The sequence below is a fragment of the Streptomyces sp. NPDC041122 genome (assembly GCF_055592445.1).
The window spans coordinates 514,007-541,003 of the sequence record NZ_JBVIYQ010000003.1 but is presented as its reverse complement, the minus strand read 5'-3'; the positions used below and the strand labels follow the sequence as shown (position 1 = coordinate 541,003).

General features: G+C 71.9%; 29 protein-coding genes. 9 read left to right on the top strand and 20 right to left on the bottom strand.

Annotated features, from left to right (window positions below; genetic code table 11):
• Positions 1-12 precede the first annotated feature (12 nt).
• The 7 genes from ACZ6B8_RS14780 to ACZ6B8_RS14750 all read right to left on the bottom strand — a co-directional run bounded on the left by ACZ6B8_RS14780 (position 13) and on the right by ACZ6B8_RS14750 (position 6,393).
• On the bottom strand, positions 13-675 hold the full coding sequence (locus ACZ6B8_RS14780) for a SigE family RNA polymerase sigma factor (protein ID WP_471087110.1): 663 nt from the start codon (positions 673-675) through the stop codon (positions 13-15).
• A 361-nt stretch (positions 676-1,036) separates the two neighbouring features.
• Positions 1,037-2,098: an aspartate-semialdehyde dehydrogenase gene (locus ACZ6B8_RS14775; RefSeq protein WP_471087107.1), complete on the bottom strand. Its 1,062-nt coding sequence runs from the start codon at positions 2,096-2,098 to the stop codon at positions 1,037-1,039.
• Positions 2,095-3,366: an aspartate kinase gene (locus ACZ6B8_RS14770; protein WP_355810719.1), complete on the bottom strand. Its 1,272-nt coding sequence runs from the start codon at positions 3,364-3,366 to the stop codon at positions 2,095-2,097. Before ACZ6B8_RS14770 ends, ACZ6B8_RS14775 begins: the two co-directional genes overlap by 4 nt.
• A 246-nt stretch (positions 3,367-3,612) precedes the next feature.
• Complete coding sequence (locus ACZ6B8_RS14765) at positions 3,613-4,143, bottom strand: Uma2 family endonuclease (protein ID WP_471087104.1); 531 nt, start codon at positions 4,141-4,143, stop codon at positions 3,613-3,615.
• A 26-nt stretch (positions 4,144-4,169) separates the two neighbouring features.
• Positions 4,170-5,006 (bottom strand): hypothetical protein, encoded by an 837-nt coding sequence (locus tag ACZ6B8_RS14760; protein WP_471087101.1) that lies wholly within the window; start codon positions 5,004-5,006, stop codon positions 4,170-4,172.
• Between the two features lie 407 nt (positions 5,007-5,413).
• The gene (locus tag ACZ6B8_RS14755) at positions 5,414-5,602 is read right to left on the bottom strand and encodes a DUF397 domain-containing protein (RefSeq protein ID WP_471087098.1); all 189 of its coding nucleotides are present in this window, start codon (positions 5,600-5,602) and stop codon (positions 5,414-5,416) included.
• Complete coding sequence (locus tag ACZ6B8_RS14750; protein ID WP_471087095.1) at positions 5,599-6,393, bottom strand: helix-turn-helix domain-containing protein; 795 nt, start codon at positions 6,391-6,393, stop codon at positions 5,599-5,601. Before ACZ6B8_RS14750 ends, ACZ6B8_RS14755 begins: the two co-directional genes overlap by 4 nt.
• Before the next feature lie 83 nt (positions 6,394-6,476).
• On the opposite strand from ACZ6B8_RS14750, the gene ACZ6B8_RS14745 reads away from it, so the two are divergent.
• Positions 6,477-6,884 (top strand): hypothetical protein, encoded by a 408-nt coding sequence (locus ACZ6B8_RS14745; protein WP_471087092.1) that lies wholly within the window; start codon positions 6,477-6,479, stop codon positions 6,882-6,884.
• A 77-nt stretch (positions 6,885-6,961) separates the two neighbouring features.
• A complete protein-coding gene (locus ACZ6B8_RS14740) occupies positions 6,962-7,264 on the top strand; it encodes a hypothetical protein (RefSeq protein ID WP_471087089.1) in 303 nt (100 codons plus the stop codon).
• 58 nt (positions 7,265-7,322) lie between these two features.
• Here ACZ6B8_RS14740 and ACZ6B8_RS14735 read toward each other — a convergent pair whose 3' ends face one another.
• The 3 genes from ACZ6B8_RS14735 to ACZ6B8_RS14725 all read right to left on the bottom strand — a co-directional run bounded on the left by ACZ6B8_RS14735 (position 7,323) and on the right by ACZ6B8_RS14725 (position 8,986).
• On the bottom strand, positions 7,323-7,982 hold the full coding sequence (locus ACZ6B8_RS14735; RefSeq protein WP_471087086.1) for a DUF5063 domain-containing protein: 660 nt from the start codon (positions 7,980-7,982) through the stop codon (positions 7,323-7,325).
• Entirely contained in the window at positions 7,975-8,574 is a 600-nt protein-coding gene (gene recR, locus ACZ6B8_RS14730) for a recombination mediator RecR (RefSeq protein ID WP_471087083.1), read from the bottom strand. Before recR ends, ACZ6B8_RS14735 begins: the two co-directional genes overlap by 8 nt.
• A 70-nt stretch (positions 8,575-8,644) precedes the next feature.
• The gene (locus ACZ6B8_RS14725; RefSeq protein WP_358709940.1) at positions 8,645-8,986 is read right to left on the bottom strand and encodes a YbaB/EbfC family nucleoid-associated protein; all 342 of its coding nucleotides are present in this window, start codon (positions 8,984-8,986) and stop codon (positions 8,645-8,647) included.
• Between the two features lie 241 nt (positions 8,987-9,227).
• On the opposite strand from ACZ6B8_RS14725, the gene ACZ6B8_RS14720 reads away from it, so the two are divergent.
• A complete protein-coding gene (locus ACZ6B8_RS14720) occupies positions 9,228-10,004 on the top strand; it encodes an SLATT domain-containing protein (protein ID WP_471087078.1) in 777 nt (258 codons plus the stop codon).
• A 37-nt stretch (positions 10,005-10,041) separates the two neighbouring features.
• Here ACZ6B8_RS14720 and ACZ6B8_RS14715 read toward each other — a convergent pair whose 3' ends face one another.
• The 6 genes from ACZ6B8_RS14715 to ACZ6B8_RS14690 form a co-directional block, all read right to left on the bottom strand.
• Complete coding sequence (locus ACZ6B8_RS14715) at positions 10,042-10,686, bottom strand: dihydrofolate reductase family protein (protein ID WP_471607438.1); 645 nt, start codon at positions 10,684-10,686, stop codon at positions 10,042-10,044.
• A 90-nt stretch (positions 10,687-10,776) separates the two neighbouring features.
• A complete protein-coding gene (locus tag ACZ6B8_RS14710) occupies positions 10,777-11,427 on the bottom strand; it encodes a hypothetical protein (protein WP_471087072.1) in 651 nt (216 codons plus the stop codon).
• 153 nt (positions 11,428-11,580) lie between these two features.
• Positions 11,581-13,992, bottom strand: a complete 2,412-nt coding sequence (locus ACZ6B8_RS14705; protein ID WP_471607437.1) for a dolichyl-phosphate beta-glucosyltransferase — start codon at positions 13,990-13,992, stop codon at positions 11,581-11,583.
• Positions 13,989-14,684, bottom strand: a complete 696-nt coding sequence (locus ACZ6B8_RS14700) for a GntR family transcriptional regulator (RefSeq protein ID WP_471087066.1) — start codon at positions 14,682-14,684, stop codon at positions 13,989-13,991. The genes ACZ6B8_RS14705 and ACZ6B8_RS14700 overlap by 4 nt, the downstream gene beginning before the upstream one ends.
• Before the next feature lie 190 nt (positions 14,685-14,874).
• Entirely contained in the window at positions 14,875-16,233 is a 1,359-nt protein-coding gene (locus ACZ6B8_RS14695) for an aminotransferase class III-fold pyridoxal phosphate-dependent enzyme (RefSeq protein WP_471087063.1), read from the bottom strand.
• Between the two features lie 542 nt (positions 16,234-16,775).
• Positions 16,776-17,282 (bottom strand): hypothetical protein, encoded by a 507-nt coding sequence (locus ACZ6B8_RS14690; protein ID WP_471607436.1) that lies wholly within the window; start codon positions 17,280-17,282, stop codon positions 16,776-16,778.
• An 84-nt stretch (positions 17,283-17,366) separates the two neighbouring features.
• On the opposite strand from ACZ6B8_RS14690, the gene ACZ6B8_RS14685 reads away from it, so the two are divergent.
• Positions 17,367-18,116, top strand: a complete 750-nt coding sequence (locus ACZ6B8_RS14685; protein WP_471607435.1) for a response regulator transcription factor — start codon at positions 17,367-17,369, stop codon at positions 18,114-18,116.
• A gap of 3 nt (positions 18,117-18,119) precedes the next feature.
• A complete protein-coding gene (locus ACZ6B8_RS14680) occupies positions 18,120-19,484 on the top strand; it encodes a sensor histidine kinase (protein WP_471087054.1) in 1,365 nt (454 codons plus the stop codon).
• Here the strand turns inward: ACZ6B8_RS14680 and ACZ6B8_RS14675 are convergent.
• Together ACZ6B8_RS14675 and ACZ6B8_RS14670 are read right to left on the bottom strand one after the other, a co-directional pair.
• Positions 19,423-20,229, bottom strand: a complete 807-nt coding sequence (locus ACZ6B8_RS14675; RefSeq protein ID WP_471087051.1) for a VTC domain-containing protein — start codon at positions 20,227-20,229, stop codon at positions 19,423-19,425. The two genes, ACZ6B8_RS14680 and ACZ6B8_RS14675, sit on opposite strands and share 62 nt — an antisense overlap.
• A complete protein-coding gene (locus ACZ6B8_RS14670; protein WP_471087048.1) occupies positions 20,226-20,873 on the bottom strand; it encodes a DUF4956 domain-containing protein in 648 nt (215 codons plus the stop codon). Before ACZ6B8_RS14670 ends, ACZ6B8_RS14675 begins: the two co-directional genes overlap by 4 nt.
• Before the next feature lie 140 nt (positions 20,874-21,013).
• Between ACZ6B8_RS14670 and ACZ6B8_RS14665 the strand changes: the two genes are divergently transcribed.
• Together ACZ6B8_RS14665 and ACZ6B8_RS14660 are read left to right on the top strand one after the other, a co-directional pair.
• Positions 21,014-21,619, top strand: coding sequence for a DJ-1/PfpI family protein (locus ACZ6B8_RS14665; RefSeq protein ID WP_471607434.1), 606 nt, complete (start codon positions 21,014-21,016; stop codon positions 21,617-21,619).
• Between the two features lie 14 nt (positions 21,620-21,633).
• Entirely contained in the window at positions 21,634-22,128 is a 495-nt protein-coding gene (locus ACZ6B8_RS14660; RefSeq protein ID WP_471607433.1) for a MarR family winged helix-turn-helix transcriptional regulator, read from the top strand.
• On the opposite strand, the gene ACZ6B8_RS14655 is transcribed toward ACZ6B8_RS14660, so the two are convergent.
• Complete coding sequence (locus ACZ6B8_RS14655) at positions 22,096-23,262, bottom strand: helix-turn-helix domain-containing protein (protein WP_471087039.1); 1,167 nt, start codon at positions 23,260-23,262, stop codon at positions 22,096-22,098. The genes ACZ6B8_RS14660 and ACZ6B8_RS14655 overlap by 33 nt on opposite strands.
• A gap of 158 nt (positions 23,263-23,420) precedes the next feature.
• Here ACZ6B8_RS14655 and ACZ6B8_RS14650 point away from each other — a divergent pair, with 158 nt between their 5' ends.
• Together ACZ6B8_RS14650 and ACZ6B8_RS14645 are read left to right on the top strand one after the other, a co-directional pair.
• Positions 23,421-23,939: a hypothetical protein gene (locus tag ACZ6B8_RS14650; RefSeq protein WP_471607432.1), complete on the top strand. Its 519-nt coding sequence runs from the start codon at positions 23,421-23,423 to the stop codon at positions 23,937-23,939.
• Between the two features lie 297 nt (positions 23,940-24,236).
• Positions 24,237-26,228, top strand: a complete 1,992-nt coding sequence (locus ACZ6B8_RS14645; RefSeq protein WP_471607431.1) for a serine/threonine-protein kinase — start codon at positions 24,237-24,239, stop codon at positions 26,226-26,228.
• A gap of 60 nt (positions 26,229-26,288) precedes the next feature.
• Here ACZ6B8_RS14645 and ACZ6B8_RS14640 read toward each other — a convergent pair whose 3' ends face one another.
• Positions 26,289-26,900 carry a Uma2 family endonuclease gene (locus ACZ6B8_RS14640; RefSeq protein WP_471607430.1) on the bottom strand — a complete coding sequence of 204 codons (612 nt, stop codon included), beginning with the start codon at positions 26,898-26,900 and terminating at the stop codon, positions 26,289-26,291.
• Positions 26,901-26,997: the final 97 nt, after the last annotated feature.

Below are 26,997 nucleotides of genomic sequence, written 5' to 3'. Positions count from 1 at the left end.
GCTTGCGCTCACTCATGCCGGCGCCTCCATGGCGACCCTCAGGGCCGCGATGCCGCGCGAGCCGTACGCCTTCACCGAGCCCAGCGATATGCCCAGGGTCTCGGCGACCTGCGCCTCGGTCATGTCGGCGAAGTAGCGCAGCACGAGGACCTCGCGCTGGCGCCGCTGCAGACCGCGCATGGCCTTGATCAGCTCGTCGCGCTCCAGCTGGTCGTACGCCCCCTCCTCCGCGCTCGCCATGTCGGGCATCGGCTTCGACAGAAGCTTCAGCCCGAGGATGCGGCGGCGCAGTGCGGACCGGGAGAGATTGACCACGGTCTGGCGCAGGTACGCGAGCGTCTTCTCCGGGTCCCGCACGCGCTTGCGCGCCGAGTGCACCCGGATGAACGCCTCCTGGACCACGTCCTCGCAGGACGCCGTGTCGTCCAGGAGCAGCGCGGCGAGACCGAGGAGCGACCTGTAGTGGGCGCGATAGGTCTCGGTGAGATGGTCGACTGTGGTGCCCGCGGTGACGTGCAAGTCATCGCCCTCGCGCTGCGCCGGAATGCGGGCGGGCCGCGCTGCGGGCATGGGAGCGATCACCGGCATGCCGCCGGTCGTGCGGGGTCGACGAGGCGGACGCAGCGCCGCTGCGCCTCTCGCCTGTACCGCTGTGAAGTCGAGTACCTCTGCCACGCTTGTTGGACACGCTTCCCCCCATCAGGGTTGTACGCATCCGGGATCGCGTTTGCTGCATGCTGCGTGCGCACCGCTCGTGACGATGCATCAAATGCCCCCATGCGTACCAGCTCTTCCCCTATGCCCCATTTTCCGACAGCGCTCGGGCCACCCCTGAGGGCGACCGCTAAAGACGCCCCCCGCCCCGCCGTCGGTTGCATTGATCAGACGCGAATCTTCGAACGCGGAGCTGGTCCAGTTCAAGCGATCGCCGTGACCAAGTTGGACACAGAACTTACACAGATCCCTCAAAGAGATCCGCTTCAGGGTGGTCCATACCAATCGGTCGGCGCAACCACGAACGGGGCGCCGCAGCCGGTCAGCCGCCGGACGTCAGCTCCGCCGCCACCAGCTCCGCGATCTGCACGGTGTTCAGCGCGGCGCCCTTGCGCAGGTTGTCCCCGCACACGAAGAGCTCCAGAGCGGTCGGGTCGTCGAGCGACCTCCGCACCCGGCCCACCCAGGTCGGGTCGGTGCCCACCACGTCGGCGGGGGTGGGGAACTCCCCCGCGGCCGGGTCGTCGAACAGCACGACGCCGGGGGCGGTGGCGAGGATCTCGCGCGCCTTGTCCACCGTGACCTCGTCCTCGAAGCGGGCGTGCACGGTCGCGGAGTGGGTGGTCACGACGGGCACCCGGACACACGTGGCGGCGACGCGGAGGCCGGGAAGGCCGAGGATCTTGCGGGACTCGTCCCGCACCTTCATCTCCTCGGAGGACCAGCCGTCGTCCCTCAGGGTCCCCGCCCACGGCACCACGTTCAGCGCGACCGGCTCGGGGAAGGGGCCCGTGTCGTCACCCACCGCGCGGCGTACGTCGCCGGGGCTGGTGCCCAGTTCGGTGCCCGCGACGAGGCGCAGCTGGCGGCGGAGCGTGTCGACGCCCTCGCGGCCCGCGCCGCTCACGGCCTGGTACGAGGAGACGATCAGCTCGCGCAGGCCGAACTCGGCGTGCAGAGCGCCGACGGCCACGATCATCGAGAGGGTGGTGCAGTTGGGGTTGGCGACGATGCCGCGCGGCCGCACGCGCGCGGCGTGCGGGTTGACCTCGGGGACCACGAGCGGGACATCCGGGTCCATCCGGAAGGCGGCGGAGTTGTCGATGACGACGACGCCCTTGGCGGCGGCGACGGGCGCCCACTGCGCGGCGACCTCGTCGGGCACGTCGAACATGGCGACGTCGGCCCCGTCGAAGACATCCTCCGACAGGGCCAGTACCTCGGTCTCCGCACCGCGCACGGCCAGCTTCTTGCCGGCCGAGCGCGGTGAGGCGACGAGTCTGATCTCGCCCCAGATGTCGGCGTGCTGCGACAGGATCTGGAGCATGACCGTGCCGACGGCCCCGGTCGCTCCGACGACCGCGAGCGTCGGCTTCCGGTTCATCGCCCGGTGCCTCCATAGACCACGGCCTCGTCCGTGTCGGAGTCGAGACCGAAGGCGGTGTGCACGGCCCGTACGGACTCGTTCACGTCGTCGGCGCGCGTGACGACCGAGATGCGGATCTCGGAGGTCGAGATGAGCTCGATGTTCACTCCGGCGTCGCTGAGCGCCTCGAAGAAGGTCGCGGTGACGCCCGGGTTGGTCTTCATGCCCGCGCCGACGAGGGAGATCTTCGCGATCTGGTCGTCGTAGCGCAGCGAGTCGAAGCCGACCGACTGGCGGGTCTTCTCCAGGGCGTCGATGGCGCGGCGACCCTCGGCCTTGGGCAGGGTGAACGAGATGTCGGTCAGACCCGTCGAGGCGGCCGACACGTTCTGCACGACCATGTCGATGTTGACCTCGGCGTCCGCGATGGCGCGGAAGATCGAGGCGGCCTCGCCCGGCTTGTCCGGCACGCCGACGACCGTGATCTTGGCCTCGGAGGTGTCGTGCGCGACACCGGAGATGATGGCCTGCTCCACCTTGCGGTCCCCTTGCGGTTCGTTGCTGACCCACGTGCCCTGCAGCCCGGAGAACGAGCTCCGTACGTGGATCGGGATGTTGTAACGACGTGCGTACTCCACGCAGCGGTGGAGGAGCACCTTGGACCCGGAGCTCGCGAGCTCCAGCATGTCCTCGAACGAGATCCAGTCGATCTTCCGCGCCTTCTTCACCACACGGGGGTCGGCGGTGAAGACGCCGTCCACGTCCGTGTAGATCTCGCAGACCTCTGCGTCGAGGGCCGCGGCGAGGGCGACGGCGGTCGTGTCCGACCCGCCGCGGCCCAGCGTGGTGATGTTCTTGCCCTCCTGGCTGACGCCCTGGAACCCGGCGACGATGGCGATGTTGCCCTCGTCGATCGAGGTCCGGATGCGGCCGGGGGTGACGTCGATGATCCGCGCTTTGTTGTGGACGGAGTCGGTGATGACGCCGGCCTGGCTGCCCGTGAACGACTGGGCCTCGTGGCCCAGGTTCTTGATCGCCATGGCCAGCAGGGCCATGGAGATGCGCTCACCAGCGGTCAGCAGCATGTCGAATTCGCGTCCGGCAGGAATCGGGGATACCTGTCCGGCGAGATCGATCAACTCATCCGTCGTGTCGCCCATCGCCGACACCACGACAACGACCTGGTGGCCGTTCTTCTTGGCGTCGACAATTCTCTTGGCGACCCGCTTGATGCCCTCGGCATCGGCTACGGAGGAGCCTCCGTACTTCTGCACGACAAGGCCCACGTGCGCTCCTCGCTCAATCCGTTGTGCGGTCGGCTCAGTTTAACGAGCGGCCGAAATTCGCCTCGGCTATATCACATCGTGAGATGTCCCGCTCACAACCTGATCACCACGGGCGTACGGCCCCGTTCTTCGGGGAGTACGTTCCGACCGCTCGGCTTGGCACATGCCCGCTCCGGAGCGGGGCACTCCGAAAGTGGGGCGGGTCACAGGGTCTGGCGGGCTCGGGCGGGGCTCTGGCCGAGGGCCTCAGACGGCGTGGTTCTTCAGCTGCTCGGTGTTCAGGGTGACGGCGACGGGGGCGGGGAGCGTGACGGTGGCGCCGTACGCATGGGAAGAGGCCTGCCGGTAGTCACCGTCTAGGGGATCGCTGAACACGGTCAGGGAGTCGTCGCCCCTGTCGACGCGGAGGTGGACGGGGATGCCCGCGCGGGCATACGCGCGGCGATGACGATGACTGCCGTCGCACGAAGTGACCTCGACCGTCATGACGACACCGCCGGGGTCGGCCCACTCCCCCTGTCCCGCGAAGGTTCCGATCGGAGCGAGCACCCCGTCGGGTCTGGCCCTGCCCGCCAGGCGGCCCGCGATCGCCATTCCCCGCCCGTGGTACAGGCCCAGCTCAGGTCGCTGCTGCATGCACTGCCTCGTCAGCCACATGACGATCTCACCGTGGTTACCGTCCTGCATGGGCCGCACCTCCAGCTTCCCGTCGATGAGTTCGAGCGTCACGGTCTCCGGTGCCTCGCGGGCGAGCTCCTCGAAGTCATCGGGGGTCATCTGTGGCCGCTCTTCAGCACCGGACGTCATGCCTTGGCACCCTTGAGGCCCGCCGCGCGACGCAGCGCATCGACCCGTTCGGCGACGTCGACCTGCGGCGCATGCCGGGAGGCGGGGAGGAACGTCGCCGGAAGGGTCCCGGGGGCCTTCCCCGCCGCTTCCGGCACGAGCTCCGCGTAGCAGTCGACGCAGAGACCTCTGATGAGCCGCGCGCCGGGCAGGTACTCCTCGCACATCGTGCACATCATCACGGCACGGTCGATGCGGGCCCGGAGGGCAGGCGGCGCCGAGGGCTTCGGGGGCATCTTGCTCTCCAACCGCGTACGAGCGATCCCGCCCGGGTTGTGGACAGTGTCAGGAAGTCCGCAGGTCAGGGCCCTGACGATCTCGGTTACGGTGGCCCCTCGCGCCAACCACTCGGCCGCGAGTGCCTCCAGTGCCCGGCAGTCGGCGTCGGAGAGGGACATACGGGGGTCCGTGGCACGCAGACTCGCCAGAGCGCGGTACGCGGGGCTCTCCTCCGGCGCGACGCCCGACTGGTCCGGGTTCCGCGGCGCGGCTTCAGCGGCCGAGGGATCCGCCTCCGGATCCGAGTCAGGGCCCCTGAGGTGAGCAAGTCCGCCTTGGTAGGAAGGAGTTACGTCACGCCCGTGCCTGGCCTCCACGAACTCGGTCCACCACTCCACCGACCTGGGCTTTCCCGACCAGTACGTCCTGGTCACCCAGCGCTTGGTGTTGTCCTCGGCGGTGATGTGCTCCTTGACCCAGCGGATGTGCCCGGCGAGGGACAGGCGACCCATTGATGTCCGCACCGCCTGCTGGCCGTAGTTGGGGTGCTCGGACGCGACGGCTTTGTGTCCCATGGCGGCACCTTCCTGAAGGTGGTGAAGGAACGTCCCGATCTCGCCGTCCCGTTGGCACACGCGACCGAAATCGGCTTCGGTGTGCGGGGATTCGTCATCCACGGAGCGCTTCCCGTACCCCGTTTTGGCCATCGGGTGGGACGGGGAGGGCAGGACGGGATTAGGCTGTGAGCAAGTCACGGTCGATCCTCGTTCGACTCGTAGGACTAGGCCTCGGAACTGGTGTTGGCGCACCGTCCGGGGCCGTTCTATTGCCGCGAACCTAGGGCGGCTTTACGTTCCGACGCAAGCTGACCACGGAACGTCACCCTTGAGGGTGACGTGCTCCCCAACTTCCGCTCTGGGTTAGCTGGTTGGGCTTTTCCCAGCGGTTGCCCAACCCAAGGAAAGAGCTCGGGACCCGAGGCTCAAGCCCCGGGCTGAACTGCGGCGACGAACGCGGACCACGCGGGGGCGGTGACGGTTATCTCGGGGCTCGCGGGGAGTTTCGAGTCGCGGAGCCGTATGAACTCGCTCCGGTCCAGGGCGACTTCGACGCAGTTGCCGCCTTCGTCGTCGCTGTAGCTCGACTTGAACCACTTCAGCGCGTCACTCACTGGCCATCCACCATCCGCTCGATGAAAGGAGCTGACTTAGCGGGGCTGAGAGCCTCCGTGCGGATCATGCTAAGCCGCTCCGTCGTCGTGCAGACCACTTCCGGGTCATCGCTGAGTTCGCTCATCAGCGGCCCTTCCGCGAAGGCGAGCCTCTCGTGGCTGCGGGTCTCCAGCAGGACCATCGGCCCGAGCAGCGCCGCAGGGATGGCGCACGCGAAGGGGAGCACCTGGAGGGTGATGTTCCGCCGCTGCCCCATGTCCAGCAGGTGGAGCAGCTGCTCCCTGTCCACCTGCGGAGTTCGGAGCACGGCCTCGTACAGCACGTAACTGAAGGCCACGGGAGGGTTGCTGGCCAGCAGACTCTGGCGCTCCAGTCGCGCGGCGATCCTGCTCTCGACCGTGTCGTCATCCAAGGGCGGATGGCGATTACCGATCAGCGCGGTCGCGTAGCCCTTCGTCTGCAACAGCCCCGGGATCAGGGTCGCTTCGTACGACCAGAGGCTGATCGCCTCCCGCTCGCGCTCCATGAAGTCCTGGGCCCGGGCCGGGAACTTCTGGCCCCTCACGTACTCCTTCGCGGCGCTGAGCATCCCCTGCGCCCCGCACAACTCGTCCGCCGCGTCCAGCACGCGCGGCGTCGGCATGCGGACACCCTGCTCCATCGCCTTGATGGTGTCGGGCGCGTAATGGGCGGCAGCCCCCAGCTCCTCTCGCGTGACGTTCGCCTTCATCCGCCACCGCTTCAGCTGGTTCCCCCCGTACCGCCACGTCGGGTTGTACTGAACGGACACAGAGCCCACCTCCGACCGGTACACCCCGGCGTGTACCACCTGAGTCACTACCGAGCGTAACCCGCCACCCCCACGCTGTAGTCATGACGAACGCAATTCACTGGCCCGAGTGGGTCCCGGTGGCCGGGCACCAACTCCGCGTGTCCGGCGTCCACTTCGACGCCCTCCGCATCCAGGGCGTACGCGGGGAACAGGTCGCCGCCGGTCTGGTCGAGGCGACGGGCGGGGACGCCGGGCCCGTCGTCTGCGAGGCCGTCGGCTTCCGGTGGATGTACTTCCTCGTGGCGCCCGGCGCCTCGAAGGACCACCCCTGGCCGCTCGGCGTGCAGCGGTTCGGCGGCGCGGGGTGCCGCACGGTGACGTACGTCGGCGTCCCCGCCCTCAACGGCAACACCTGGCCGCTCCAGTGGTACTCGGAACCGACGCCTACGGCGCCCTACGTGGCGGCGGACCAGCTGCTCGCGGTGATCGGCGGGGCGAAGGGGACATAAGATCATCCGGAACGGTTCGGGGGGTCCGTCGACCGCCCCGTGCCGCCAGCACGTGAGCAGTTGACCATGGAGAGAACATGAAGCGCGTCATACGCGGCCTCGGTGCCGCCGCGGCCACCACCCTCATCGCCGGCGGAATGCTCGTCGCCCTGCCCGGCGCGGCGAGCGCCAACGACTACGGCTACAGCTGCAAGAACTGGAAGACCGGCAGCTCGACCTGGTCCGCCGACTGCCACGTGACGCGCGGCAAGGCGCGGACCGTGACGGTGTGCTCGAACAAGACGCACTACGGCGACTGGGTCGGCAAGGGCTACTGGAAGTTCGAGGGCGACTGCGGCAAGTACGCGCTCAGGGCCACCGACATCAACTGGAAGGCCTGACGCTCACAGACACGCGCGGCGGGCCGGGCCGGTGAGATGAACCGCCCGCCGCGCGGCCCTACTTGACCGTCCTGAGGCCCAGCGGGCCCGCGATCTCCTCCGCCATGACCCGGCCCGCCGCCTCCTCCAGCGCGTCCTCCGTCAGGTCCTCGTCCGTGTCCAGGCCGTCCAGGTCCTCCAGGGGCTGGTTCAGGCGGACGTGGGCCACCAGGGACTGGAGGGCGCGCAGGGCGCCCGAGGCGGTGGAGCCCCAGTTCGAGAAGTAGGAGAACTGCCACCACCACAGGGCCTCCGTGGTGCGGCCCGCGCGGTAGTGGGCCAGGCCGTGGCAGAGGTCGGCGACGACGTCCGCCAGGTCGTCCGAGATGCGGCAGGCCACCGGCGCCTTGCGGGGCTCGTACGGGTCGAAGACCTCGGAGTAGACGTCGATCGGGTTCAGGAGGGCGGCGAGGCGCTCGCGCAGGTCGTCGACGTCCTGTTCCGGGCCGAGGTCCGGCTCATAGCGCTCCTCGGGGACGATGTCCTCGTGCGCGCCCAGGCGGCCGCCGGCGAGCAGGAGCTGGGAGACCTCCAGGAGGAGGAAGGGGACGGCCGAATCCGGTTCGTCGCCCTTCGCGACCTCGCGGACCGAGACGATGAAGCTCTCGATCTGGTCGGAGATCTGGACCGCGAAGTCGTCCGGATTGTTGGTCACGGTGTTCAGCGTGGCGTCAGACATCTAGGAGTCGTCTCCCCTCGAAGGCGCGGCCCAGGGTGACCTCGTCCGCGTATTCCAGATCTCCCCCGACAGGGAGTCCGCTGGCCAGGCGGGTGACCTTCAGGCCCATGGGCTTGATCATGCGCGCGAGGTACGTGGCCGTGGCCTCGCCCTCCAGGTTCGGGTCGGTGGCCAGGATCAGCTCCGTGACCGTGCCGTCCGCGAGACGCGCGAGCAGTTCCCGTATGCGCAGGTCGTCCGGGCCCACGCCCTCGATCGGGCTGATCGCGCCGCCCAGGACGTGGTACTTCCCCCGGAACTCGCGCGTACGCTCGATCGCCACGACGTCCTTCGGCTCCTCGACGACGCAGATGACGGACGGGTCGCGGCGCGGGTCGCGGCAGATGTTGCAGAGCTCTTCCTGCGCCACGTTCCCGCAGGTCGCGCAGAAGCGGACCTTGTCCTTCACCTCGATCAGGGCGTGCGCGAGGCGGCGGACGTCGGTCGGCTCCGCCTGGAGGATGTGGAAGGCGATCCGCTGCGCGCTCTTGGGACCGACGCCGGGCAGCCTGCCCAACTCGTCGATGAGGTCCTGAACCACGCCTTCGTACAACGGAACGCCTTTCCTGAGGTCCTCTGGAGGGTGTCGGCTCTCTACGTACGGTAGTTGGCCGGGGGGTTTCTTAGAAGGGAAGCCCCGGGATGCCGCCGCCGCCCAGGCCCTGCGCCAGCGGGCCCAGCTTCTCCTGCTGGAGCGCCTGCGCGTTCTCGTTCGCCGCCTGGACCGCCGCGACCACCAGGTCCGCCAGCGTCTCGGTGTCCTCCGGGTCGACCGCCTTCGGGTCGATCACCAGGCCGCGCAGCTCGCCCGAGCCGTTGACCGTCGCCGTGACGAGGCCGCCGCCGGCCTGGCCCTCCACCTCCGTGCGCGCCAGTTCCTCCTGCGCGGCCGCGAGGTCCTGCTGCATCTTCTGGGCCTGCTGCAGCAGCTGCTGCATGTTGGGCTGGCCACCACCGGGGATCACGATCAGCTCCGTTTCGTACGGGTCCGTCTGGCGGGGTTCTCCGCCTGGAACGAGCCTACGTGGTCGGCGGGCGGGTCGCCCCAGCACTCTCGCCGGCACTCTTTCGAGTGAGATCAGCCGTCTTCCTATACCTGATCAAGCACCTCTTCCGGGCGGAAAAGCCGTGAATCCGGTCTCATGGCCACCCATTGGGCGGTAGGACTTAGCGTCGATTACGCGCGATCTCGTAGAGGAGTACCGGGTGAGCCAGCCGGAGATGCAGCCCGAGGGGGTGCCCCCCGAGGGGCAGGGTTCGGGGGCCGGTCCGGGGTCCGGGGGCGCCGGTCCGCATCCGGGGGCGCGGCTCGGCGATCTCACCGGACGGGCCTTCCCCCTCGGCGACTGGGGCGAGCCCGCCGAGCGGCTCGACGAGCTGTACCGCTGGGTGGAGCGGGGCGCCCTGGACACCGCCGAGTGGTACCTCACCGACCGCGGGCGCAAGCGCCTCGCCGCCCGGACGCTGCGGGTGGGCGCCGCGCTGGGCGCCGTGGGCGGCGGGGTGCTGCCGCTGCTGGATCTGGCGGGCGCGGTGGGGCCCGTCGCCACCTGGGGGTTCGTCTCGCTGCTGGCCGGGGTGGCGTGCGTGGGGTGCGACCGGTTCTTCGGGCTGACGTCGGGGTGGATGCGGGACGTGGCGACCGCGCAGGCCGTGCAGCGGCGGCTCCAGGTGCTGCAGTTCGACTGGGCTTCGGAGAGCGTCCGGGAGGTCCTCGGGCCCACGGAGGGCACCGCGGGGGAGGCCGCCGAGCGGTGTCTCGGGGTGCTGCGGAAGTTCTCCGAGGACGTGACGGAGCTGGTCAGGGCGGAGACGTCGGACTGGATGGTGGAGTTCCGGTCGGGGCCCGTGCCGCTGGCCATGCAGGCGCTGGTGCCGGGCGGGGGGCCGCCCCGGGAGGCGCCGGCCTCCCCCGGGCGGTTCCCGATGCCGCCCGGGGCCCGGCCGAACATGCCGCGGCAGCGACCGCCGGAGCCGCGCTGAGCCCCCCCCTTCCGAGGAGGCCCTTCGGGCGCTTTCGTCACTTCCGCCAGAACAGGTGGTGCGTCACGCCGCTCGCGCTCGGCACCACGTCCCGGTGATAGCGGTCGAGCAGCTCGTCGGAGGACTCCCACAGGCGGACCCCCGAGCCGAGCTTCACCGGCGCGACCGCCACGTGCAGGGTGTCCACGAGGCCGGCCGCCAGGAACTCCCGGACCGTCGTCGCGCCGCCGCCCAGCCGTACGTCCTTGCCGCCCGCCGCCTCCTTCGCCCGCTCCAGGACCTCGGCCGGCTCGCCGTCGACGAAGTGGAACGTGGTGTCGGAGAGCGTGAAGGAGGGGCGCGGGTGGTGCGTCAGGACGAACACCGGGGTGTGGAACGGCGGCTCGTCGCCCCACCAGCCCCGCCACTCGTGGTCCTGCCAGGGCCCGCGCTGCGGCCCGAACTTGTTGCGGCCCATGATCTCGGCGCCGATGCCGTGGGCGAAGTCGCGCGTGAAGTAGTCGTCGAGGCCCCGGCTGCCGCCGGGGTCGGTGCGGTTCGGCCAGCTCGCCGTGGCGATCGCCCAGGACATCAGGGCGTACGGATCGGCGTGGCCGAACGGCCGCTCCAGGCTCTGTCCCTCACCGGTGCCGAAGCCGTCCTCCGAGACGGCGAAGTTCTGGACCTTCAGCAGCTGCTGCACTGGTTTCTCCTGTGTCGTCCGGACTCCCTGCCATACAGACCGTCCGGACCGGGCGAACTCATCGCTCGGCCGCGCCCCGGCCCGGCCCCGTCAGCTGTAGACGATCATCGAGCCCTGGGCCAGGCTGCGGGTCGCCGCCGCGTGCAGGCCCAGCCAGACGTGCCGCTCGCGCGCGAAGGGGCTCGCGTCCGCGGGGGGCACCGTCGCCGGCTCCTCCAGGGACGTGGGGGCCCGCGGCGCGGCCGGGGGCGCGGGCGGGTTCGCCGGGTCTATGCCGATGGACGGGGCCACGTACTCCAGCTCGCGCAGGAGCGCGTGCGAGGAGCCCAGCGGGCCGCCGCCGGCGAGCAGCTCGTCGTTGGAGAGCGGGGCGGGGAAGTCCACCGGGACGTAGGCGCCCGCGTGGTCGTAGTGCCAGACCAGGTGCGACTGCTGGGCCGTGGCGTCGAACATCTCCAGGAGCTGTTCGTAGTCACCGCCCAAGGCGTCGACCGGCGTGACCTCCAGGCCGCAGATCTGCAGGAGGTAGGCGCGGCGCAGGAAGTGCAGCGCGTCGTAGTCGAAGCCCGCGACCGGGGCCACGTCGCCGGAGAGGCCCGGCATGTAGGCGAAGACCGGGACGGACGGGAGTCCGGCCTCGTGCAGCGCCTTGTCGTAGACGGCGAGCTCTTCCGCGAAGGGATTGTCGGCGCTGTGGCACAGCACGTCGACGAGGGGGACCAGCCACAGGTCGCAGGCCAAGAAGGACTCCTCGGGTCGGTCGATCGGGTCGGTCGGGGTACTCGGTCGGGGTACTCGGTCGCTGTGCGTCGCCCGGCGTGCAGGCAGCGTAGTCGGGCCCGGGGCGCTTGGCTGCCCTCGTGCGCACCCGGGTCTCCGGCCCGTCGCCGCCCCTCACTTGCCCCGGTGCACGTCCCATACCCATACGCCGCCTACCCACTTTCCGGGGCGCCCAAGGAGCTCGCTCAGGGTGGTGCGCAGCGCGGAGGCGTGCGGTTGCGGCGCGAGGACCAGGACGCCCGCCTTCCAGAACCGCAGATCCTCGCGGAGCGCCGCACGCCAGGCCGGGGTGATCTCGGGGACGCGGCCGGTGTCGCGGACCTCGCGCAGCAGGTTGGAGGTGTTGCGGGGCGGGGGCCCGTAGATGCCGACGCGGTCCGGGCCCCAGGGGCCGTTGAAGTAGCCGCCGGGGATGCGGAAGGCCAGGTGAGCGCTGGTCTGCCAGTGCAGGCCCTCCGCGTTGGCGGGGTCCGGGACCGGCACCGGGACGAGGGTCTCGTCCGCGCCGACGTACCGCCGCCAGGTGCCCTGCGCGACGAACTCCGGCACCTCGGCCCGTTCCACGGCCGTCAGCGGCGCCGGCAGGATCGGCAGCAGCGCGAGGACGGCGGCCGTGAGACCGGCGTACCGGTACGCGGCGCGGCGCGGGGCGGCCGCCAGGCGGGCGAGGGCCAGCGCGAGCAGCATGCCGAGCGCCGGGGCGCACACCATCGCCACGCGCGCCTCGATGACGGACTCGAAGAGCGGGCGGCCGGCGAGCGCCGCCCACGGGCCCGGCAGGACGACGTCCGTCAACGGGAGGCGGATCTCGCGGCCCAGCGAGAGCAGCGCCGCCCCGAGCACGGTGACGGCGAGCGCCTTGACCGCCGCGCGCTCCCAGAGCCGTACGACGATCGCGAAGGCCAGGGCGACGAGCGGCCAGCCGTAGAAGGCGTTCTGCTCGGTGCGGTTGAGCGCGAGGTGGTCGGAGCTCCCGGCGCTGCCCGCGAGGGAGCGCTCGGCGAAGGAGAGGAAGGCGAGCGGGCCGTTGCCCGCGTTCTCGCCGTGCAGCACGCTCTTGTAGCTCTGCGGCCCGAAGAACTGCCAGTACAGCGGGAAGGCGACCAGCGGCACGGTCACGGCGAGCGCGATGCCCACGCCCCGGACGAGCGGGCGCCAGGCGGCCTTCGCCGCCTCCGGGCGCGCGGCGGCGTAGCCGAGGACGAAGAGCAGGATGCCGAGCGCGGCGAGGAGGAGCGGCTCCTCGCCGAGGAAGATCTGGTACGTGGTGAAGAGGCCGAGGAGGACTCCGTCGCGCACGACGCGGGTGCCCTCGCAGAGCCGCAGCGTCCTGTCGATGATCAGCGGGATCATGAACAGGACGACGAAGTTCGGGTGGGCGTTGGCGTGGCTGACCATCGGGGGTGCGAAGGCCGCGAGGGCGGCGCCGACGGCGGCGGCGCCGCGGTGCGGGACGAGGAGCCGGCGGATCAGCCAGTACCAGGAGACGGCGGTGGCGGCGAGGCCGCCGGTCATCGCCACGTTCAGGGCGACCGCGGGGCCGAGCAGCCAGGTCACGGGGGCGAGCGGCACGGAGAGGCCGAGCATGACCGTGTTGGCCATGAGGTTCACGCCGTCCGGGACGTTCTGGAGGGTGGTGAACAGGGGGTTGTGGAGGTGGCGGACGTTGTCCGCCGTCACCGCGAAGAACCACTCCCACTGGTTCTGGTCCTGCATGGAGTCCGGGAAGTAGCGGGAGGCGGGGGCCGCCCAGCGGCCGGAGTAGAGCGTCACGGACAGGGCCAGGAAGAGGAGGCCGGCCAGGACGTCGGCGCGGCGCACCGCGCGGGCCTTCAGCGCGGTCAGCTCGGCGAGGACCCGTACGTAGTCCAGCGGCCGGACCTTCGATCCCTCCTGGTGGGACCAGCGCACGGGCACCTCGGCGACGGGCCAGCCGGCCCGCCGGAAGTACTGCAGTATCTCGACGTCGATGCCCCAGCCGTGCAGCCGGGACGCGGCGAACGCCTCACGGGCCCGGTCGCCGTCGAAGAGCTTGAAGCCGCACTGGGTGTCGCGGATTCCGGGGACGGCGACCGTGCGTATGAGGAAGTTGCCGGTGCGGCCGAGGAGCTCGCGCAGCCGGTGCTGGTGGGCGCCGATGGACGCGCCGGGGCGGGCGCGGGAGCCGATCGCGGCCGCGTGGCCGTCGGTGAGCGCCTTGTCGAGGTGGTCGAGCTCCTCGATGGGCGCGGCGAGGTCGGCGTCGGTGATCAGGACGCGGCGGCCGTAGGAGGCCAGGACGCCCAGGCGCAGGGCGTGGCCCTTGCCGCGGTTGCGGTCGCCGCGCAGCAGCTGGATGCGCGGGTCGGCGGCGGCCGCGTCGGCGGCGATCTCCGCGGTGCGGTCGGTGGAGCCGTCGTCGACGACGATGAGCTCCCACGCGCCGCGGTCGGTGAGCTCCAGGTGCTCGCGCAGGGCGTCCAGGGTGGGGCCGAGGCGGCGCTCCTCGTTGTACGCGGGGACGACGACGGTCAGGTCGACGCTCATGCGCCGGCCAGCCGCTCGATGAGGGCCAGGGAGTGCGCGTTGTACTCCACGACGATGGCGTGGGCGGTCCGCGGCTCGCGGCGGGCCAGGGCGTCGACGAGCTCGGTGTGCCGCGACCACAGCACGCCGCGCAGGTCCTCGCCGCTGCTCTCGCACCAGCGCCGCAGGTGGGTGACGGCGCAGACCCAGGACTTCACGCGCAGCCGGTGCAGGAAGTCGGAGAGGTGGGGGTTGCCGAAGAGGGCGCTGAGCTCGCGCCAGAAACGCAGGTCGTAGCCGATCAGGACGGTCAGGTCGCCGGCGCAGGCGGCGCGGGCGGCCTCCTCGCCGCGGCGGCGTACGGCGATCAGGGCGTCGGAGACGTCCCGGCGGGCACCGTGCTCGGCGAGGTCGCGGAAGATGCCGTCGGCGACCAGGCCGCGGGCCTCCAGCATGGCGCGGTACTCCGCCAGGGTGTGCTCGTGGACGCGGAAGCCGCGGTGCTGGTCGGCGTCGAGCAGGCCCTGCGCGGTGAGGTTCACCAGCGCCTCGCGGACGGGGGTCGCGGAGACGCCGTACTGCTCGGCGATCTCCTTGACGGTGAACTCCTGGCCCGGTTCGAGGCGGCCGGCCAGGACCTCGTCCCGTAGGGCGTCGGCGATCTGCTGGCGCAGAGTGCTGCGGATGACGGCGGGGCCGTCGGTGCCGGGCATCTGGGTTCCCCCGCGGAGTCTGACGTGGTCGTCTCGGTCTGGCTCTTGCTTACGAGCACGTCAGACTACGTGGTCGGGGTTGCGGGGCGGGGAGCCGGAATCCGGCCCCCCGTCCGCTGTCACCGCAGGTGAGGACGTGTCACCCGGTGTGCGGGGGCTCCGGGTCACGCCGTGTGCGTGGGCCCTCGGGTCACACCGTGTGCTCGTCGGCCACCGACAGTGCCTCGTCGAGCGCCGCGAGGCCCTCCTTCGCCTCGGCCTCGGTGATGTTGCAGGGCGGGACGACGTGGGTGCGGTTCATGTTGATGAAGGGCCACAGGCCGTGCTTCTTGGCGGCAGCGCCGAACGCGGCCATGGGGGCGTTGGCCTCGCCGGTGGCGTTGTAGGGCACCAGCGGCTCGCGGGTCTCCCGGTCCTTCACCAGCTCCAGGGCCCAGAACATGCCGACGCCGCGCACCTCGCCGACCGAGGGGTGGCGCTCGGCGAGCGCGCGCAGGCCGGGCTCGATGACCTCGGCGCCGAGCCTCGCGGCGTGCTCGACGACGCCCTCCTCCGCCATCACGTTCAGCGTGGCGACGGCGGCGGCGCAGGCCAGCGGGTGGCCGGAGTAGGTGAGGCCGCCGGGGTAGGGGCGCCTGGCGAAGGTCTCGGCGATCTCGCCGGAGATGGCGACGCCGCCGAGCGGCACGTACCCGGAGTTCACGCCCTTGGCGAAGGTCATGAGGTCCGGCACGACGCCCTCGAAGAGGTCGGCGGCGAACCATTCGCCGGTCCGCCCGAAGCCCGCCATGACCTCGTCGAGGACGAGGACGATGCCGTACTTGTCGCAGAGGGCGCGGACGCCCGCGAGGTAGCCCGGCGGCGGGATCATGATGCCGGCGGTGCCCGGGACGGTCTCCAGGATGATCGCGGCGACGGTCTGCGGGCCCTCGTAGACGATGGTGTCCTCGAGGTGCTGGAGCGCGCGCTCGCACTCCTGCGCTTCCGTCTCGGCGTAGAAGCGGGAGCGGTAGAGGAACGGCGCCCAGAAGTGGACGACGCCCGCGGTGCCGGTGTCGGAGGCCCAGCGGCGCGGGTCGCCGGTGAGGTTGATGGCCTGCTGGGTGCCGCCGTGGTACGAGCGGTAGGCGGCCAGCACCTTGGGGCGGCCCGTGTGCAGACGGGCCATGCGGGTGGCGTGTTCGACGGCGTCGGCGCCGCCGTTGGTGAAGAAGATCTTGTCCAGGTCGCCGGGGGTCCGCTCGGCGATGAGGCGTGCGGCCTCGGAGCGGGCTTCCACGGCGAAGGCGGGGGCGAAGGTCGTCATGGTCGCCGCCTGCTCCTGGATCGCGGCGACGACCTTCGGGTGCTGGTACCCGATGTTGGTGTAGACGAGGCCGCTGCTGAAGTCGAGGTAGCGGTTTCCGTCGAAGTCCCAGAAGTACGAGCCCTCTGCGCCGGCGACGGCCAGGGGGTCGATGAGCTCCTGTGCGGACCAGGAGTGGAACACGTGTGCGCGGTCCGCGGCCTTCACGGCGGCGCCGACCTGGGGATTCGGCTGAGGGGTCATGGGCCGAGGGTAGATGTCCACGGAGTGGACGGGACATGGGCGTCTTGTCGGGCGGCATCGCCGTAACGCGACACACTGTCGTGTGGCCTGGGCGGGCCTGTCTGTACGTCCGCCGTTCGGTGCGGGGAGCCGGGGTGATCGCGCAGTTCCCCGCGCCCCTGGGTGGGCCCCCTGGACGTCCGCCGTCTCGCGCACGGAGCCGGGGTTTCGCGCAGTTCCCCGCGCCCCTGAGTAGGACCCCTGGACGTCCACCGTTGCGCGCGCGAAGCCGGGGCGATTGCGCAGTTCCCCGCGCCCCTGAGTAGCCCTCCCGGACGTCCACCGTTCCGCGCACGGAGCCGGGGTTTCGCGCAGTTCCCCGCGCCCCTGGGACATCCGGGGGGGCTTGGCGGGTGGCGTCGGGGGGCCTACCTAGGGGCGCGGGGAACTGCGCGAGCAACCCCCACCGACCCGCGCGACGACCAACAAGGCCCAGGGGCCAGAGGGGCGCGGGCACCCCCACCCGCCCGCGCCGCGGAACCTCACCCCGCCCCGGAGGGGGCTCAGTCGTCCGGGGCGGGGCGCGCCCCCGGCACCCCCTCCGCGCAGCGGATCTCGTAGTGCAGGTCGTCCCCGTCCACGTCGTCCCCCGGTTCCGCCTCCACCCGCGCCACCCGCGCGGGCCCCCGCTCCACGTCGTCGTCGATGTGGAAGCCGTCCGACGGACTCCACGAGACCAGGTAGACCGTCCCGTCGGCCCGGCACTCCGCCGTGGCCGAACCCCCGGTGAAGCGGACCGTCGAGCGTTCCGGAGTCGGCGCCGTGGAGCCCGCGGAGGGCGGCGCGGGACTCGGCCGTCCAGAGCGAGGCGGGTGCGCCCGCGACGGGGCGCCCGGAGACGACGACGCCGCCGCCAAGGCCTTCCGTACCGCCCCCTCGTCCAGCGGACGACTGTGCGCCGCACCCCCCGAACCGTCGGAACTCGCCAACTGCCAGGCGCCCAGCGCCCCCGCCGCCGTGCCCACGGCCACCCACGCCGCCGTGACGACGGCGTTCCGCCACTTCCTCATGGCGCCACTGTGCCGCATCGTTTCCCAACGTCCGGTCAAGGCCCCGACAAGGGTGCTTCCCTTGCCCCTGACTACGGTGGTTGTATGGCGCATCTTCTCGTCGTCGAGGACGACCCCCAGCTCCGCGGCGCGCTGGTCCGGGCCCTGCGCGACAAGGGCCACGCCGTGGCCACCGCCCCGAGCGGCATGGCGGGCCTCGACGCGGCGATGACCGGCCGCCCCGATCTGGTCGTCCTCGACCTGGGGCTGCCGGACGTGGACGGCGCCCAAGTGCTGCGCATGCTCCGCGCCGTCAGCGACGTCCCCGTCATCGTGGCGACCGCCCGCGACGACGAGACCGGCATGGTCGCCGTCCTGGAGTCGGGCGCCGACGACTACATCGTCAAGCCGTTCGGCGCCGCCCAACTGGACGCCCGCGTCAAGGCGGTGCTGCGGCGGCTCGGCGCCGCCGAGACCGAGGAGCCGCTGCGGGTCGGCGCCCTCGTTGTCGACCCGGCCGCCCGCGAGGTCACCCTGGACGGCGCCGCCCTCGACCTCACGCCCCGCGAGTTCGACCTGCTCGCCTATCTGGCCCGCCGCCCCGGCCAGGTCGTCTCGCGCCGCGAACTCCTCGCCGAGGTCTGGCAACAGCCCCTCGGCGGCGCCGACAAGACCGTCGACGTCCACCTGTCCTGGCTGCGCCGGAAGTTGGGCGAGACCGCCCAGCACCCCCGCTACCTGCACACGGTCCGCACGGTGGGCGTGAAACTCGCGGCACCCGACGGGCCTGCGGGCCGGGCCACCCAGGACGCCGAGCAGGACGCCGACCAGGACGCCGAGCAGGACACGGACTGAGCCATGCGCCGCAGCCTCCTCCTGCTCACCGCGGCGACCACCGCCCTGGTCCTCACCGCCCTCCTCGTCCCGCTCACCCTCCTCACCCGCACCCACGCCGCGGACCGCGCCACCGCCGAGGCCACCGCCCGCGCCCAGTGGGTCGCGCACGCCCTCGGCCCCGCCCTGGCCACCCCCGACGAGCGCGAGACGGCGGAACAGACGGTCGAGAGCGTCAACGGCCCCGATCTGCCCACCACTTCGCTGATCCTCGCCGACGACGACGTCATAGGCCCGCGCGCGCACCGCTCCCCCGCGGGCACCGACCCCATCCGCCTCGCCCGCACCGGCCGCGCCTTCACCTACGAGACGAGCTCCGGCGCCCGCCTGGTCCTCGTCCCCGTCCAGGGCGCGAAGGACGGCACCGCGGTCGTCCAGGTGACGCTGACGGAGAGGCAGTTGTACGCGGGCACGCTCGCGTCCTGGCTCGTCCTCGCCGGCATCGGGGTGGGCCTCGTCCTGCTCGGGCTGCTGCTCGCCGACCGGCTCGGCGCCCGTCTGGTGGGCGCCACCCGCCGCCTCGCCCGCACCGCCGACCGGCTCGCCGCGGGCGATCTGACGGCCCGCGCGGAGCCGGAGGGCCCGCCCGAACTCCGGCTGATCGCGGGCGAGCTGAACCGGCTCGCCGCCCGCATCGACGAACTGCTCACCGCCGAGCGGGAGAACGCCGCCGACCTCGCCCACCGGCTGCGCACCCCGGTCGCCGCCCTGCGGCTGGACGCGGAGACCCTGCGCGACACGGACGAGGCCCGCCGTATCACGGCGGACGTCGCCGCCCTCGAACACAGCGTCGACGAGGTGATCCGCAAGGCGCGGCGCCCCCTGCGCGAGGCGCCGCGCGCGGACCTGGCGGCGGTGACGCGGGAGCGGGCCGCGTTCTGGGAGCCGCTGGCGGAGGACCAGAACCGCGCCACCCGCGTCACGACACCGCCCCACGGGGAGCCGGTCCCGGTGCCGGTCCCCGCGGACGAACTGGCCGCCGCCCTGGACGCGTTGATCGGCAACGTCCTCGATCACACGCCCCAGGGCACGGCGTTCACCATCACGGTCCGCCGCACGCCCGCCGGCGGAGCCGAGCTGGCCGTCACCGACGAGGGCCCCGGCTTCCCCGGCGGCACGGCCCCCGACCGCGGCACGAGCGGCGCGGGCTCCACGGGCCTCGGCCTGGACATCGCCCGCCGCACCGCCGAGGAGGCGAACGGCCGCTTCGAGACGGCGAGCGGCGGCGCCGGGACCCGGGAGGAGACCACCGGCGCCCGCGTCACCCTCACCTTCCCGCCAGCGCCTCCCGGGGAAACGCCGTCCGGACCGCCCTCGCCCACCTGTTGACGCCGAGCTCCGGGCGGACCGCCGCATACCCGCCGCAGTACTTGGTGAAGTCCGCGGCCCGCACGCCGAAGCGGTGCAGCACCCGGTCGGCCTCGGTCAGCCGGCCCCTGGTCTTGGTCTCCACCAGGACCAGGCCGCTGTCGGCGGCGGCGCTGCGGCCGGTCACCGTGTCCCGTACGACGAGACCCGCGTCGCACGTGACGCGCTGCCCGTCGGCGACGAACGTGGCCCGCTGGTAGTCGGTCACGAGGGACGGCGTGAGGCCTTCGGGCGCCTCGATGCCGTACGAGCCGCGGAGCACCCCGGCGAGGAAGCCGAGCCGCACCGCGTCCAGCGCGTGGTCGTCCCCTTCGAGGCGCTGACGGTGCTTGACGGTCTCGCCGCGCCCGCTCTTCAGCTTGATCTCGAACTGCCGCTCGCCGCTGTCCCGGTAGACCCGCTCACGGATCCGGTAGCGCAGCCGCCGGCCCTGCCGGTGGTCGTGGAACGTGCCGAGCCCGGGGGTGTCGTAGTACGTCGAGTGGTAGCGGAACCAGCGCTTTCCGCCGATGCTCAGCGCCCGGAAGGGGCCGCTGGGCCGCCGGGGGTCGGTCAGCAGGGCCGCGAGGTCCTCGAATATCGCGACCGGCACGAGATAGCTGTTGTCGTAGCGGGCGAGCAGCTCCGCCCTGGCGTTCACTTCGTCGAGCGCGATGGGGTGCGCGGCGAGAGCGGCGCGGCCGATGGCGCGTACGGCGGGGTTCACACGGTCTCCTTCGGGTACCTGGGGGCGATCGTGTCGGACCGGGTCGTGCGTCGTCGTCCCGTCAACTCCCGGGACGGCGCCGAAGGTTCCGGCTGACGGAAACGGACTTCCAGCACCATGAGGTCGCGTACGTAGTCCACTTCCCGGACGGTCCATCCGAGCGGCTCGCCGAGGCGCCGGGCCAGCTCGGCCCGCAGGGCCCGCTCGTCGCGGTGCACGGCGTCCAAGGTGACGACGGTCCGCCGGTCGCGCGCGAACAGGCGGGGGTGGTCCGCCCCGTACATCACCGCGAGCAGTACGCCGGCGAGCAGCGCGGCCACCGCGAGGCTCATCCCGGGCAGACCGCACAGCAGCCCGAGCACCAGGGTGATGAAGTAGTACGCGACCTCCTGGTGCTGGAGCGCGTCGGAGCGCAGCCGCACGATCGAGAGCACGCCGAAGAGCCCGAAGCCGAGGGCGAGTCCGCCGTTGCCGCCGACCGTCCCGAGCCCGGCGACCACCGCGAACAGCGCGACGTTCAGGGCGAGATACGCCGGGACCAGCTCGCGCCTGCGGTGCCGCGGATAGAAGACACCGAAGGTCAGCAGGGCGACGGCGGCGAGATCGAGGCCCAGGTGGGCGCCGAGGGTCAGGGTGCTTTCCATGCCGAGGACGCTAGGGAAGCGCGGGTTAAGGCCGCCCCCTGTGGACGTTAACGATGCGGCGGGCCCCTCCACGGCCCATTGACAGCATGCTGTCGATTTGACAGCATGCTTACGTAGCCGCAGCGCCCGAGGAGGCCGTCATGTCCGTCACGTCCCGCAAACCCGTGCACCTGGCCCTCTACGACACGTTCGCGGACTGGGAGACCGGCCACACCACCGCCTGGCTCGCCCGGTCGGGATACGAGGTCCGCACGGTCGCCCCCTCCGCCGTCCCGGTCACCTCCATCGGCGGCCTGCGCGTCCAGTCCGACCTGACCCTCGACGAAGTGCGCCCCGAGGACAGCTCGCTGCTCGTCCTGCCGGGCGCCGACCTGTGGGACACGAGCGACGACCTCGCCCCCTTCGCGCGCACCGCCCGCGCCTTCCTCGACGCGGGCGTGCCGGTCGGCGCCATCTGCGGGGCGACGGCCGGGCTCGCCCGCGAGGGGCTCCTCGACGACCGGGCGCACACCAGCGCCGCGTCGGTGTACCTGGCGGCCACCGGATACCGGGGCGGCGAACGGTACGTCGAGGCGGACGCCGTCACCGACGGCGACCTGATCACGGCAGGCCCGACCGAACCGGTCGCGTTCGCCCGGGAGATCTTCGGCCGGCTCGGCGACGTCCTCGACGGCGAGAAGCTCGACGCCTGGTACCGCCTCTTCCACGACTCCGACCCGGCCGCGTACGAGACCCTCAACTCCTGACCTAAGGACGGCAGATGACCGAACACACGAGCCGGGCGGCACAGGACCTGCTCACCCGCACCGCCCTGACCGTCTTCCGCCTCAACGGCCAGTTCCTCGCGCTCTCCGAGGAGCTGGCCGGTCCCGCGGGCCTGACCGCGGCCCGCTGGCAGGTGCTCGGCGCCGTCCTGCACGAGCCGCTGCCGGTGGCCGGGATCGCCCGCGTCATGGGCATCACCCGGCAGAGCGTGCAGCGCGTCGCCGACCTGCTGGTGCGGGACGGCCTCGCCGCGTACGCCCCGAACCCCGCCCACCGCCGCGCCAAGCTGCTGGGGCCGACCGACGCGGGGCGGGCCGCCGTGGCGAAGATCGCGCCGGGCCACGCCGGGCTCGCGGGCCGGCTCGCGGAGGCGCTCGGCACGGACGGATTCGAGGAGACGGTCCGGGTGTTGGAGCGCCTGGCCGCCGTGCTCGACGGGCCCGGCGCGGGGCCTGGCTCACGTCCCCTCCCCCAACCCGGCATGCGGTGAGGGTGCTACGACTTCGCGCGCCGTGTCGGCCAGCCAACGCGGGCCGTCCCTCTCGAGGACGCGCAAGGTCGTGCGCAGGCGCCTGCGGTTGCGCGACGAGGTCACGTTGCGCAGGATCGCCGGAAGCCGCAACAGTGGCTGCTCGGCCTCGCGCCACGAGTTGCTGCGTACCAAGGCGTCCAGTTCGGCGGTTGCGTAGTACAGCGCTCCACGTCCGACCGGGTTGATCGAGTCGACCAGCGCTCGGGCCCGCTCGAAGCGGGGCACCGCGCGTGCCGGGTCAGCCAGGAGCAGGGCGACTTCCGCCTCGTGACCGGTGACTTCGAGGTCGTTGACCCACCATGACCATCCAGGGTCACGAGGGTTGAGGGAGTCCTCCAGACTGCTGCGCGCCTTTCCGATCGCGTGTCGTGCGCGCGCCTGGTCACCGGCCGCGGCGAGGGCACGACTACGCCGCAGCTCGGTAAGGAGGGCGACTCGGGGTGGCACTCCACGCCCGGTGATCTCCTCGCACAGCGCCAGTGCTTCGCCCAGCCGCCCGCTCTCAACCGCTTCCAAGGACAGAAGATCCATGGCGAACCACTGCATGGGATGGTCGCCCGCGCTGCGTGCCAGGTGGAGGGATTCCAACCAGGCAGCGCGCGCCTCTTCGCGGCGTGCCGCGTCGAACAGTAACCACCCGGCGATCTCCGCGAGTTCGGCGACCACGCGCAGGTGCGCCTTGTCTCCTCCAGTGATCTTCGAGCGCTCGGATCGCCATACCTGGATCGCCGCGTCTGCGACATGGTCGGCGCCGTGGGCATCGTCGTGGGCGAGCAACCATCCCGCCCGCGCCAGAACGATGGCGTGGGGGTGGTCGTCCTGCGGCTGCTCGGCGGCCTCGCCGCGTGCGACCGCGGCCGCGTGCTCCAATTCATCGAACGGCAAGGAGAAGACCGTGCTCAGGGACGCCAGCCAGGCGCCGGGTACGCGCTCTCCGCGTTCCCACCGCGAGATCTCGTTGCGGGTGAGGGTGGCCGTTCCGCTGAGCAGGCAGAGCCGGGAGGCGAGTTGCGCTTGCGAGAGGCCCGCTCGCTTGCGCAGGGCAGCAAGATACGCACCGAACGTGCGGCGTGCCGTCTTCGCGTCGTCCATGCAGGGGCCTCCTCCTCGCCAAGTTACTGGGCGACAGGCCCCTGGCGGGCCCCCCGGTGGGCCCCTCCACCCGTACTGACGACGCACTTCGATGGGAGGACAGCGCCCCGGCGACCGTGCCAACGGCCCCGGGGCATGGCCGACTGACAGGAGTCGACATGGCCGAGTTCACGCACCGAGCCTCCGCTGCGGAAAGCAGCGATGCTCCGCATCTGCTCAGCGCCGCCTTCGACTGGCTGGCGCGCGCCCAGGCGGCGCCGCAACAGGCGCACGCGGACTGGGCGGAAACGGGCATCACGCTGCTGCCGCTCGGCGTCCGCTTCAACTCCGTCTGCCTGTCAGCCCGGACCGTCCACGCGGGAGTGGGCACCGATGACCCGGACATCGTCATCGCGACGCTCGCCGAGCTGCTCGGTGGACCGGTCCTCCACAACCGGGTGCAGCACCGTTACCACGCACTGGTCGAGCCGTACCCGCTCGCCCGGTGGCGCTACCCGGAGGAGGCCCCGATGCTGGGAGCCGGCCACTTCCTGAGTGTCCCCGCATCCGACCTCACCGGACCGACCGGCCTGTACTGGGCAGTGCGTCCCCGGGTCGTCGGCGACCTGTGCGCCATTCCGTCGGTCGCCGCGCTCATCCACCTGGCCCGCGACCCGCAGCGGGCAGGCACACGATGAGCGCGCCGCTGGTCTTCTCGGTGTTCAGCCCGGAGGGGGCCGCGCACCTGCTCACCAACCGCCTGCGCGGGCACACGCCGGGGTGCCCTGGATGCCGCACCGACGAGTGCGAGGAGGGCGCGCGCATGCGCCGTGCCCTGCGGGCCGTGCAATCCGTCCTGAAGGACCCCGAGCCGCCCGGCCCGGCCCCCGTAGGCCAACCCGTTACGCAACCGTAGAGCGAAGCCCGCTCCACCCTGTCGTGCCCGCGCACTATCCTCACTCTGTTGCACACCAGTGGGGGAGGTCGGTGCGGCGATGGAGAAGCTCGTGCCCGGGGATCCGCAGAGAATCGGCGCGTACCGGCTGCTGGCGCGGCTCGGCGCCGGCGGCATGGGACAGGTGTACCTCGCGCGGTCGGACCGCGGACGTACGGTGGCGGTCAAGCTGGTCCGCCAGGAGCTCGCCGAACAGGACGAGTTCAGGAACCGCTTCCGGCAGGAAGTGCAGGCCGCGCGGCGGGTGGGCGGCGCGTGGACGGCGCCCGTCCTGGACGCGGACACGGAGGCGGCGATCCCGTGGGTCGCCACGGGGTACGTGGCGGGGCCCTCGCTGCAGAGCGTCGTCTCGCACGACCACGGACCGCTGCCCGAGCGGTCGGTGAACATCCTGGCGGCCGGGCTCGCCGGCGCGCTGAGGGACATCCACGCGGCGGGCATCGTGCACCGCGACCTCAAGCCGTCGAACGTCCTGGTCACCATCGACGGGCCGCGCGTCATCGACTTCGGCATCGCCCGCGCGCTGGAGACGGTCACCGACGGCGGCCTGACCCGGACGGGCGCGCTGGTCGGCTCGCCGGGGTTCATGGCCCCCGAGCAGGTGCGCGGGGACCGCATCACCCCGGCGTGCGACGTGTTCTGCCTCGGCTCCGTCCTCGCCTACGCGGCCTCCGGGGCGCTGCCCTTCGGCACGGCCAACAGCGGTGTGCACGCGCTGATGTTCCGCATCGCGCAGGAGGAGCCGGACCTGACGGGGCTCCCCGAGAGCCTCACCGAGCTGATCGGCGCGTGCCTGCGCAAGGATCCGGCCGCCCGGCCCTCCCTCGACGAGATCCAGGAGCGCACGGGCGCGGCGGACGCGCTCGGCGACGGCCGCACGCTCGACCCCTGGCTGCCGGGCGCCCTCGTCGCCCAACTCGGTCGGCACGCCGTGCAGTTGCTGGACTCCGAGGATCCCGAGGAGACGTCGTCGGGGGCGCCCGCCGGGAAGGCGGGAGCGGTCGACGGGGTCCCGTCCCCGGCGCGGGCCGCGGCTGCTGGGGCGGTCGGGGCCGTCGGCGCGGGCGCGGGTGCCGGTGCCGGTGACGCGAAGGGGGACGGTGACGCGAAGGGTGAGGGGGACGGCAGCGGCGACGGTCCGGGCGGCGGGCGGCGCGACGGTGAGGTCCCGCCTCCGCCGCCCGGGAGCCCCGGCCCCGCCGCGCCCCTCGACCACCTGCCCACCATGGTGTCCGGACAGGCCCCGCCGCCCACGCCCCCACCCGGCACGCCCCCACCGGGCGCCCCGGGCGCTCCCGGGTACGGCTATCCGCAGCAGTACGCCCAGCCCGCGGGCTACGGCTATCCGCAGTTCCCCCAGCAGGCCCCTCAACTGCCGCCCGGCTACGGGCCGACGCCCCCGTACGGGCCCGGCGCCACGCCCCCCTACGGGCCCGTCCCGCCGCCCGAACCCCCGCGCCGCAGCGGGCGTTCCACGGCGGCGCTGATCGTGGTCGCGCTGATAGTGGCCCTCGGAGCGGGCGGCACGGTCTACGCCGTCATGAACGGCGACGGCACCGACGACAAGGCCGACGACGCCAAGAACAGCGCCAACAGCTCCCCCAAGACCCCGGGCCCCTCGGCGTCGACGCCCGGCCCGAGCAGCGCGAGCCCGTCACCGTCGGCCTCGGACGAGGACGGCGGCACCGTCCCGGAGAAGTTCCTGGGCTCCTGGAGCGGCGGCCTGGACACCAAGAGCGGCCACAGCACCCGCGAACTCACGCTCCGGCAGGGCGAGGAGGGCGACACGGTCCTCACGGTGACGGCGGACGGCCCGCGGGACGACGGCGGCACCTACCACTGCGTCTTCGAGGGCAAGCTGCAGTCCGCGTCCGACGACCGCCTGCACATCGGCCCCACCGTGATCACGGCCGGCGAGCCGATGACGTCCTGCACCCCGGGCGATCCGAGCGTCGTCACGATCCTCGGCAACGGAAAGCTGCGGCGCGCGAACACCGACGGCAGCGGGGAGCTGACGTACGACAAGAACTGAGGTAGGACAAGGGCTGACGAACCGGCGGACACCGCATCCCGCGTCCGACCCCGGCAGCGCTCAGGAGCGGTAGCGGGGGAACGTTCCGGTGTCCACCGACCACGACCCCATCGGCACGGTGTCACCGAACTTGTAGTGGCGCGGGGCGTCGGCGTAACGGGGCTCGCCCGCGGAGGTGTCGGGGCCCGAGTGCACGGTGATCGTGCCGTCACGGGGGTCGATGATCACGTACACCGGGATGCCCATGCGAGGGTACTCACGGAGTTTGGTGACGTAGTCACGGCCCGGATCCGAAGGGGATACGACTTCGACGGCCACGGATACGTCGGGCGCGAACGCTGCGAAGTCCGCGGTCTCCTGCTCGTGCGCTTCCTTCGTCATGGCGAGGAGATCAGCAGTGCGGCTCATGCCGAGCTCAGGGTGGTCGACCCGTGTTTCGGCGAGAACTACCGCCTCCGGGTCCTGGGACCGGATCTGGAATCCGATCTCCATCACGATCTGGCCATGCGGCTTCGACGGGGACATCATGTGGACGGTGATCTCCTGGTTCGTGATGTCTGCCCGTACCACGTGGCCGTGGTCGTCCTCTTTGGCCTCGATGAACTCGACGAGTTCCGTGAGCTGCTCATAGGTGACCTGCCGTACCTCTGGCTCCACCGGCTGCGCGCTCATCGGCCTACTCCTCGCTCGGGCATGACGGAGATGCCCTCCCACGGTAACGCCGGTCGCTGTCATGCCCGCAGTCTCGCCGGGCACGCGGAAGGGGTGG

Bases quoted from the DNA above. Each gene is read 5' to 3' on its own strand.
- ACZ6B8_RS14775 (WP_471087107.1), bottom strand. From the start codon at position 2,098: ATGAACCGGAAGCCGACGCTCGCGGTCGTCGGAGCGACCGGGGCCGTC.
- ACZ6B8_RS14765 (WP_471087104.1), bottom strand. From the start codon at position 4,143: ATGACCCCCGATGACTTCGAGGAGCTCGCCCGCGAGGCACCGGAGACC.
- ACZ6B8_RS14760 (WP_471087101.1), bottom strand. From the start codon at position 5,006: ATGGGACACAAAGCCGTCGCGTCCGAGCACCCCAACTACGGCCAGCAG.
- ACZ6B8_RS14745 (WP_471087092.1), top strand. From the start codon at position 6,477: ATGACGAACGCAATTCACTGGCCCGAGTGGGTCCCGGTGGCCGGGCAC.
- ACZ6B8_RS14740 (WP_471087089.1), top strand. From the start codon at position 6,962: ATGAAGCGCGTCATACGCGGCCTCGGTGCCGCCGCGGCCACCACCCTC.
- ACZ6B8_RS14735 (WP_471087086.1), bottom strand. From the start codon at position 7,982: ATGTCTGACGCCACGCTGAACACCGTGACCAACAATCCGGACGACTTC.
- ACZ6B8_RS14705 (WP_471607437.1), bottom strand. From the start codon at position 13,992: ATGAGCGTCGACCTGACCGTCGTCGTCCCCGCGTACAACGAGGAGCGC.
- ACZ6B8_RS14700 (WP_471087066.1), bottom strand. From the start codon at position 14,684: ATGCCCGGCACCGACGGCCCCGCCGTCATCCGCAGCACTCTGCGCCAG.
- ACZ6B8_RS14695 (WP_471087063.1), bottom strand. From the start codon at position 16,233: ATGACCCCTCAGCCGAATCCCCAGGTCGGCGCCGCCGTGAAGGCCGCG.
- ACZ6B8_RS14690 (WP_471607436.1), bottom strand. From the start codon at position 17,282: ATGAGGAAGTGGCGGAACGCCGTCGTCACGGCGGCGTGGGTGGCCGTG.
- ACZ6B8_RS14685 (WP_471607435.1), top strand. From the start codon at position 17,367: ATGGCGCATCTTCTCGTCGTCGAGGACGACCCCCAGCTCCGCGGCGCG.
- ACZ6B8_RS14680 (WP_471087054.1), top strand. From the start codon at position 18,120: ATGCGCCGCAGCCTCCTCCTGCTCACCGCGGCGACCACCGCCCTGGTC.
- ACZ6B8_RS14670 (WP_471087048.1), bottom strand. From the start codon at position 20,873: ATGGAAAGCACCCTGACCCTCGGCGCCCACCTGGGCCTCGATCTCGCC.
- ACZ6B8_RS14665 (WP_471607434.1), top strand. From the start codon at position 21,014: ATGTCCGTCACGTCCCGCAAACCCGTGCACCTGGCCCTCTACGACACG.
- ACZ6B8_RS14660 (WP_471607433.1), top strand. From the start codon at position 21,634: ATGACCGAACACACGAGCCGGGCGGCACAGGACCTGCTCACCCGCACC.
- ACZ6B8_RS14655 (WP_471087039.1), bottom strand. From the start codon at position 23,262: ATGGACGACGCGAAGACGGCACGCCGCACGTTCGGTGCGTATCTTGCT.
- ACZ6B8_RS14650 (WP_471607432.1), top strand. From the start codon at position 23,421: ATGGCCGAGTTCACGCACCGAGCCTCCGCTGCGGAAAGCAGCGATGCT.
- ACZ6B8_RS14645 (WP_471607431.1), top strand. From the start codon at position 24,237: ATGGAGAAGCTCGTGCCCGGGGATCCGCAGAGAATCGGCGCGTACCGG.
- ACZ6B8_RS14640 (WP_471607430.1), bottom strand. From the start codon at position 26,900: ATGAGCGCGCAGCCGGTGGAGCCAGAGGTACGGCAGGTCACCTATGAG.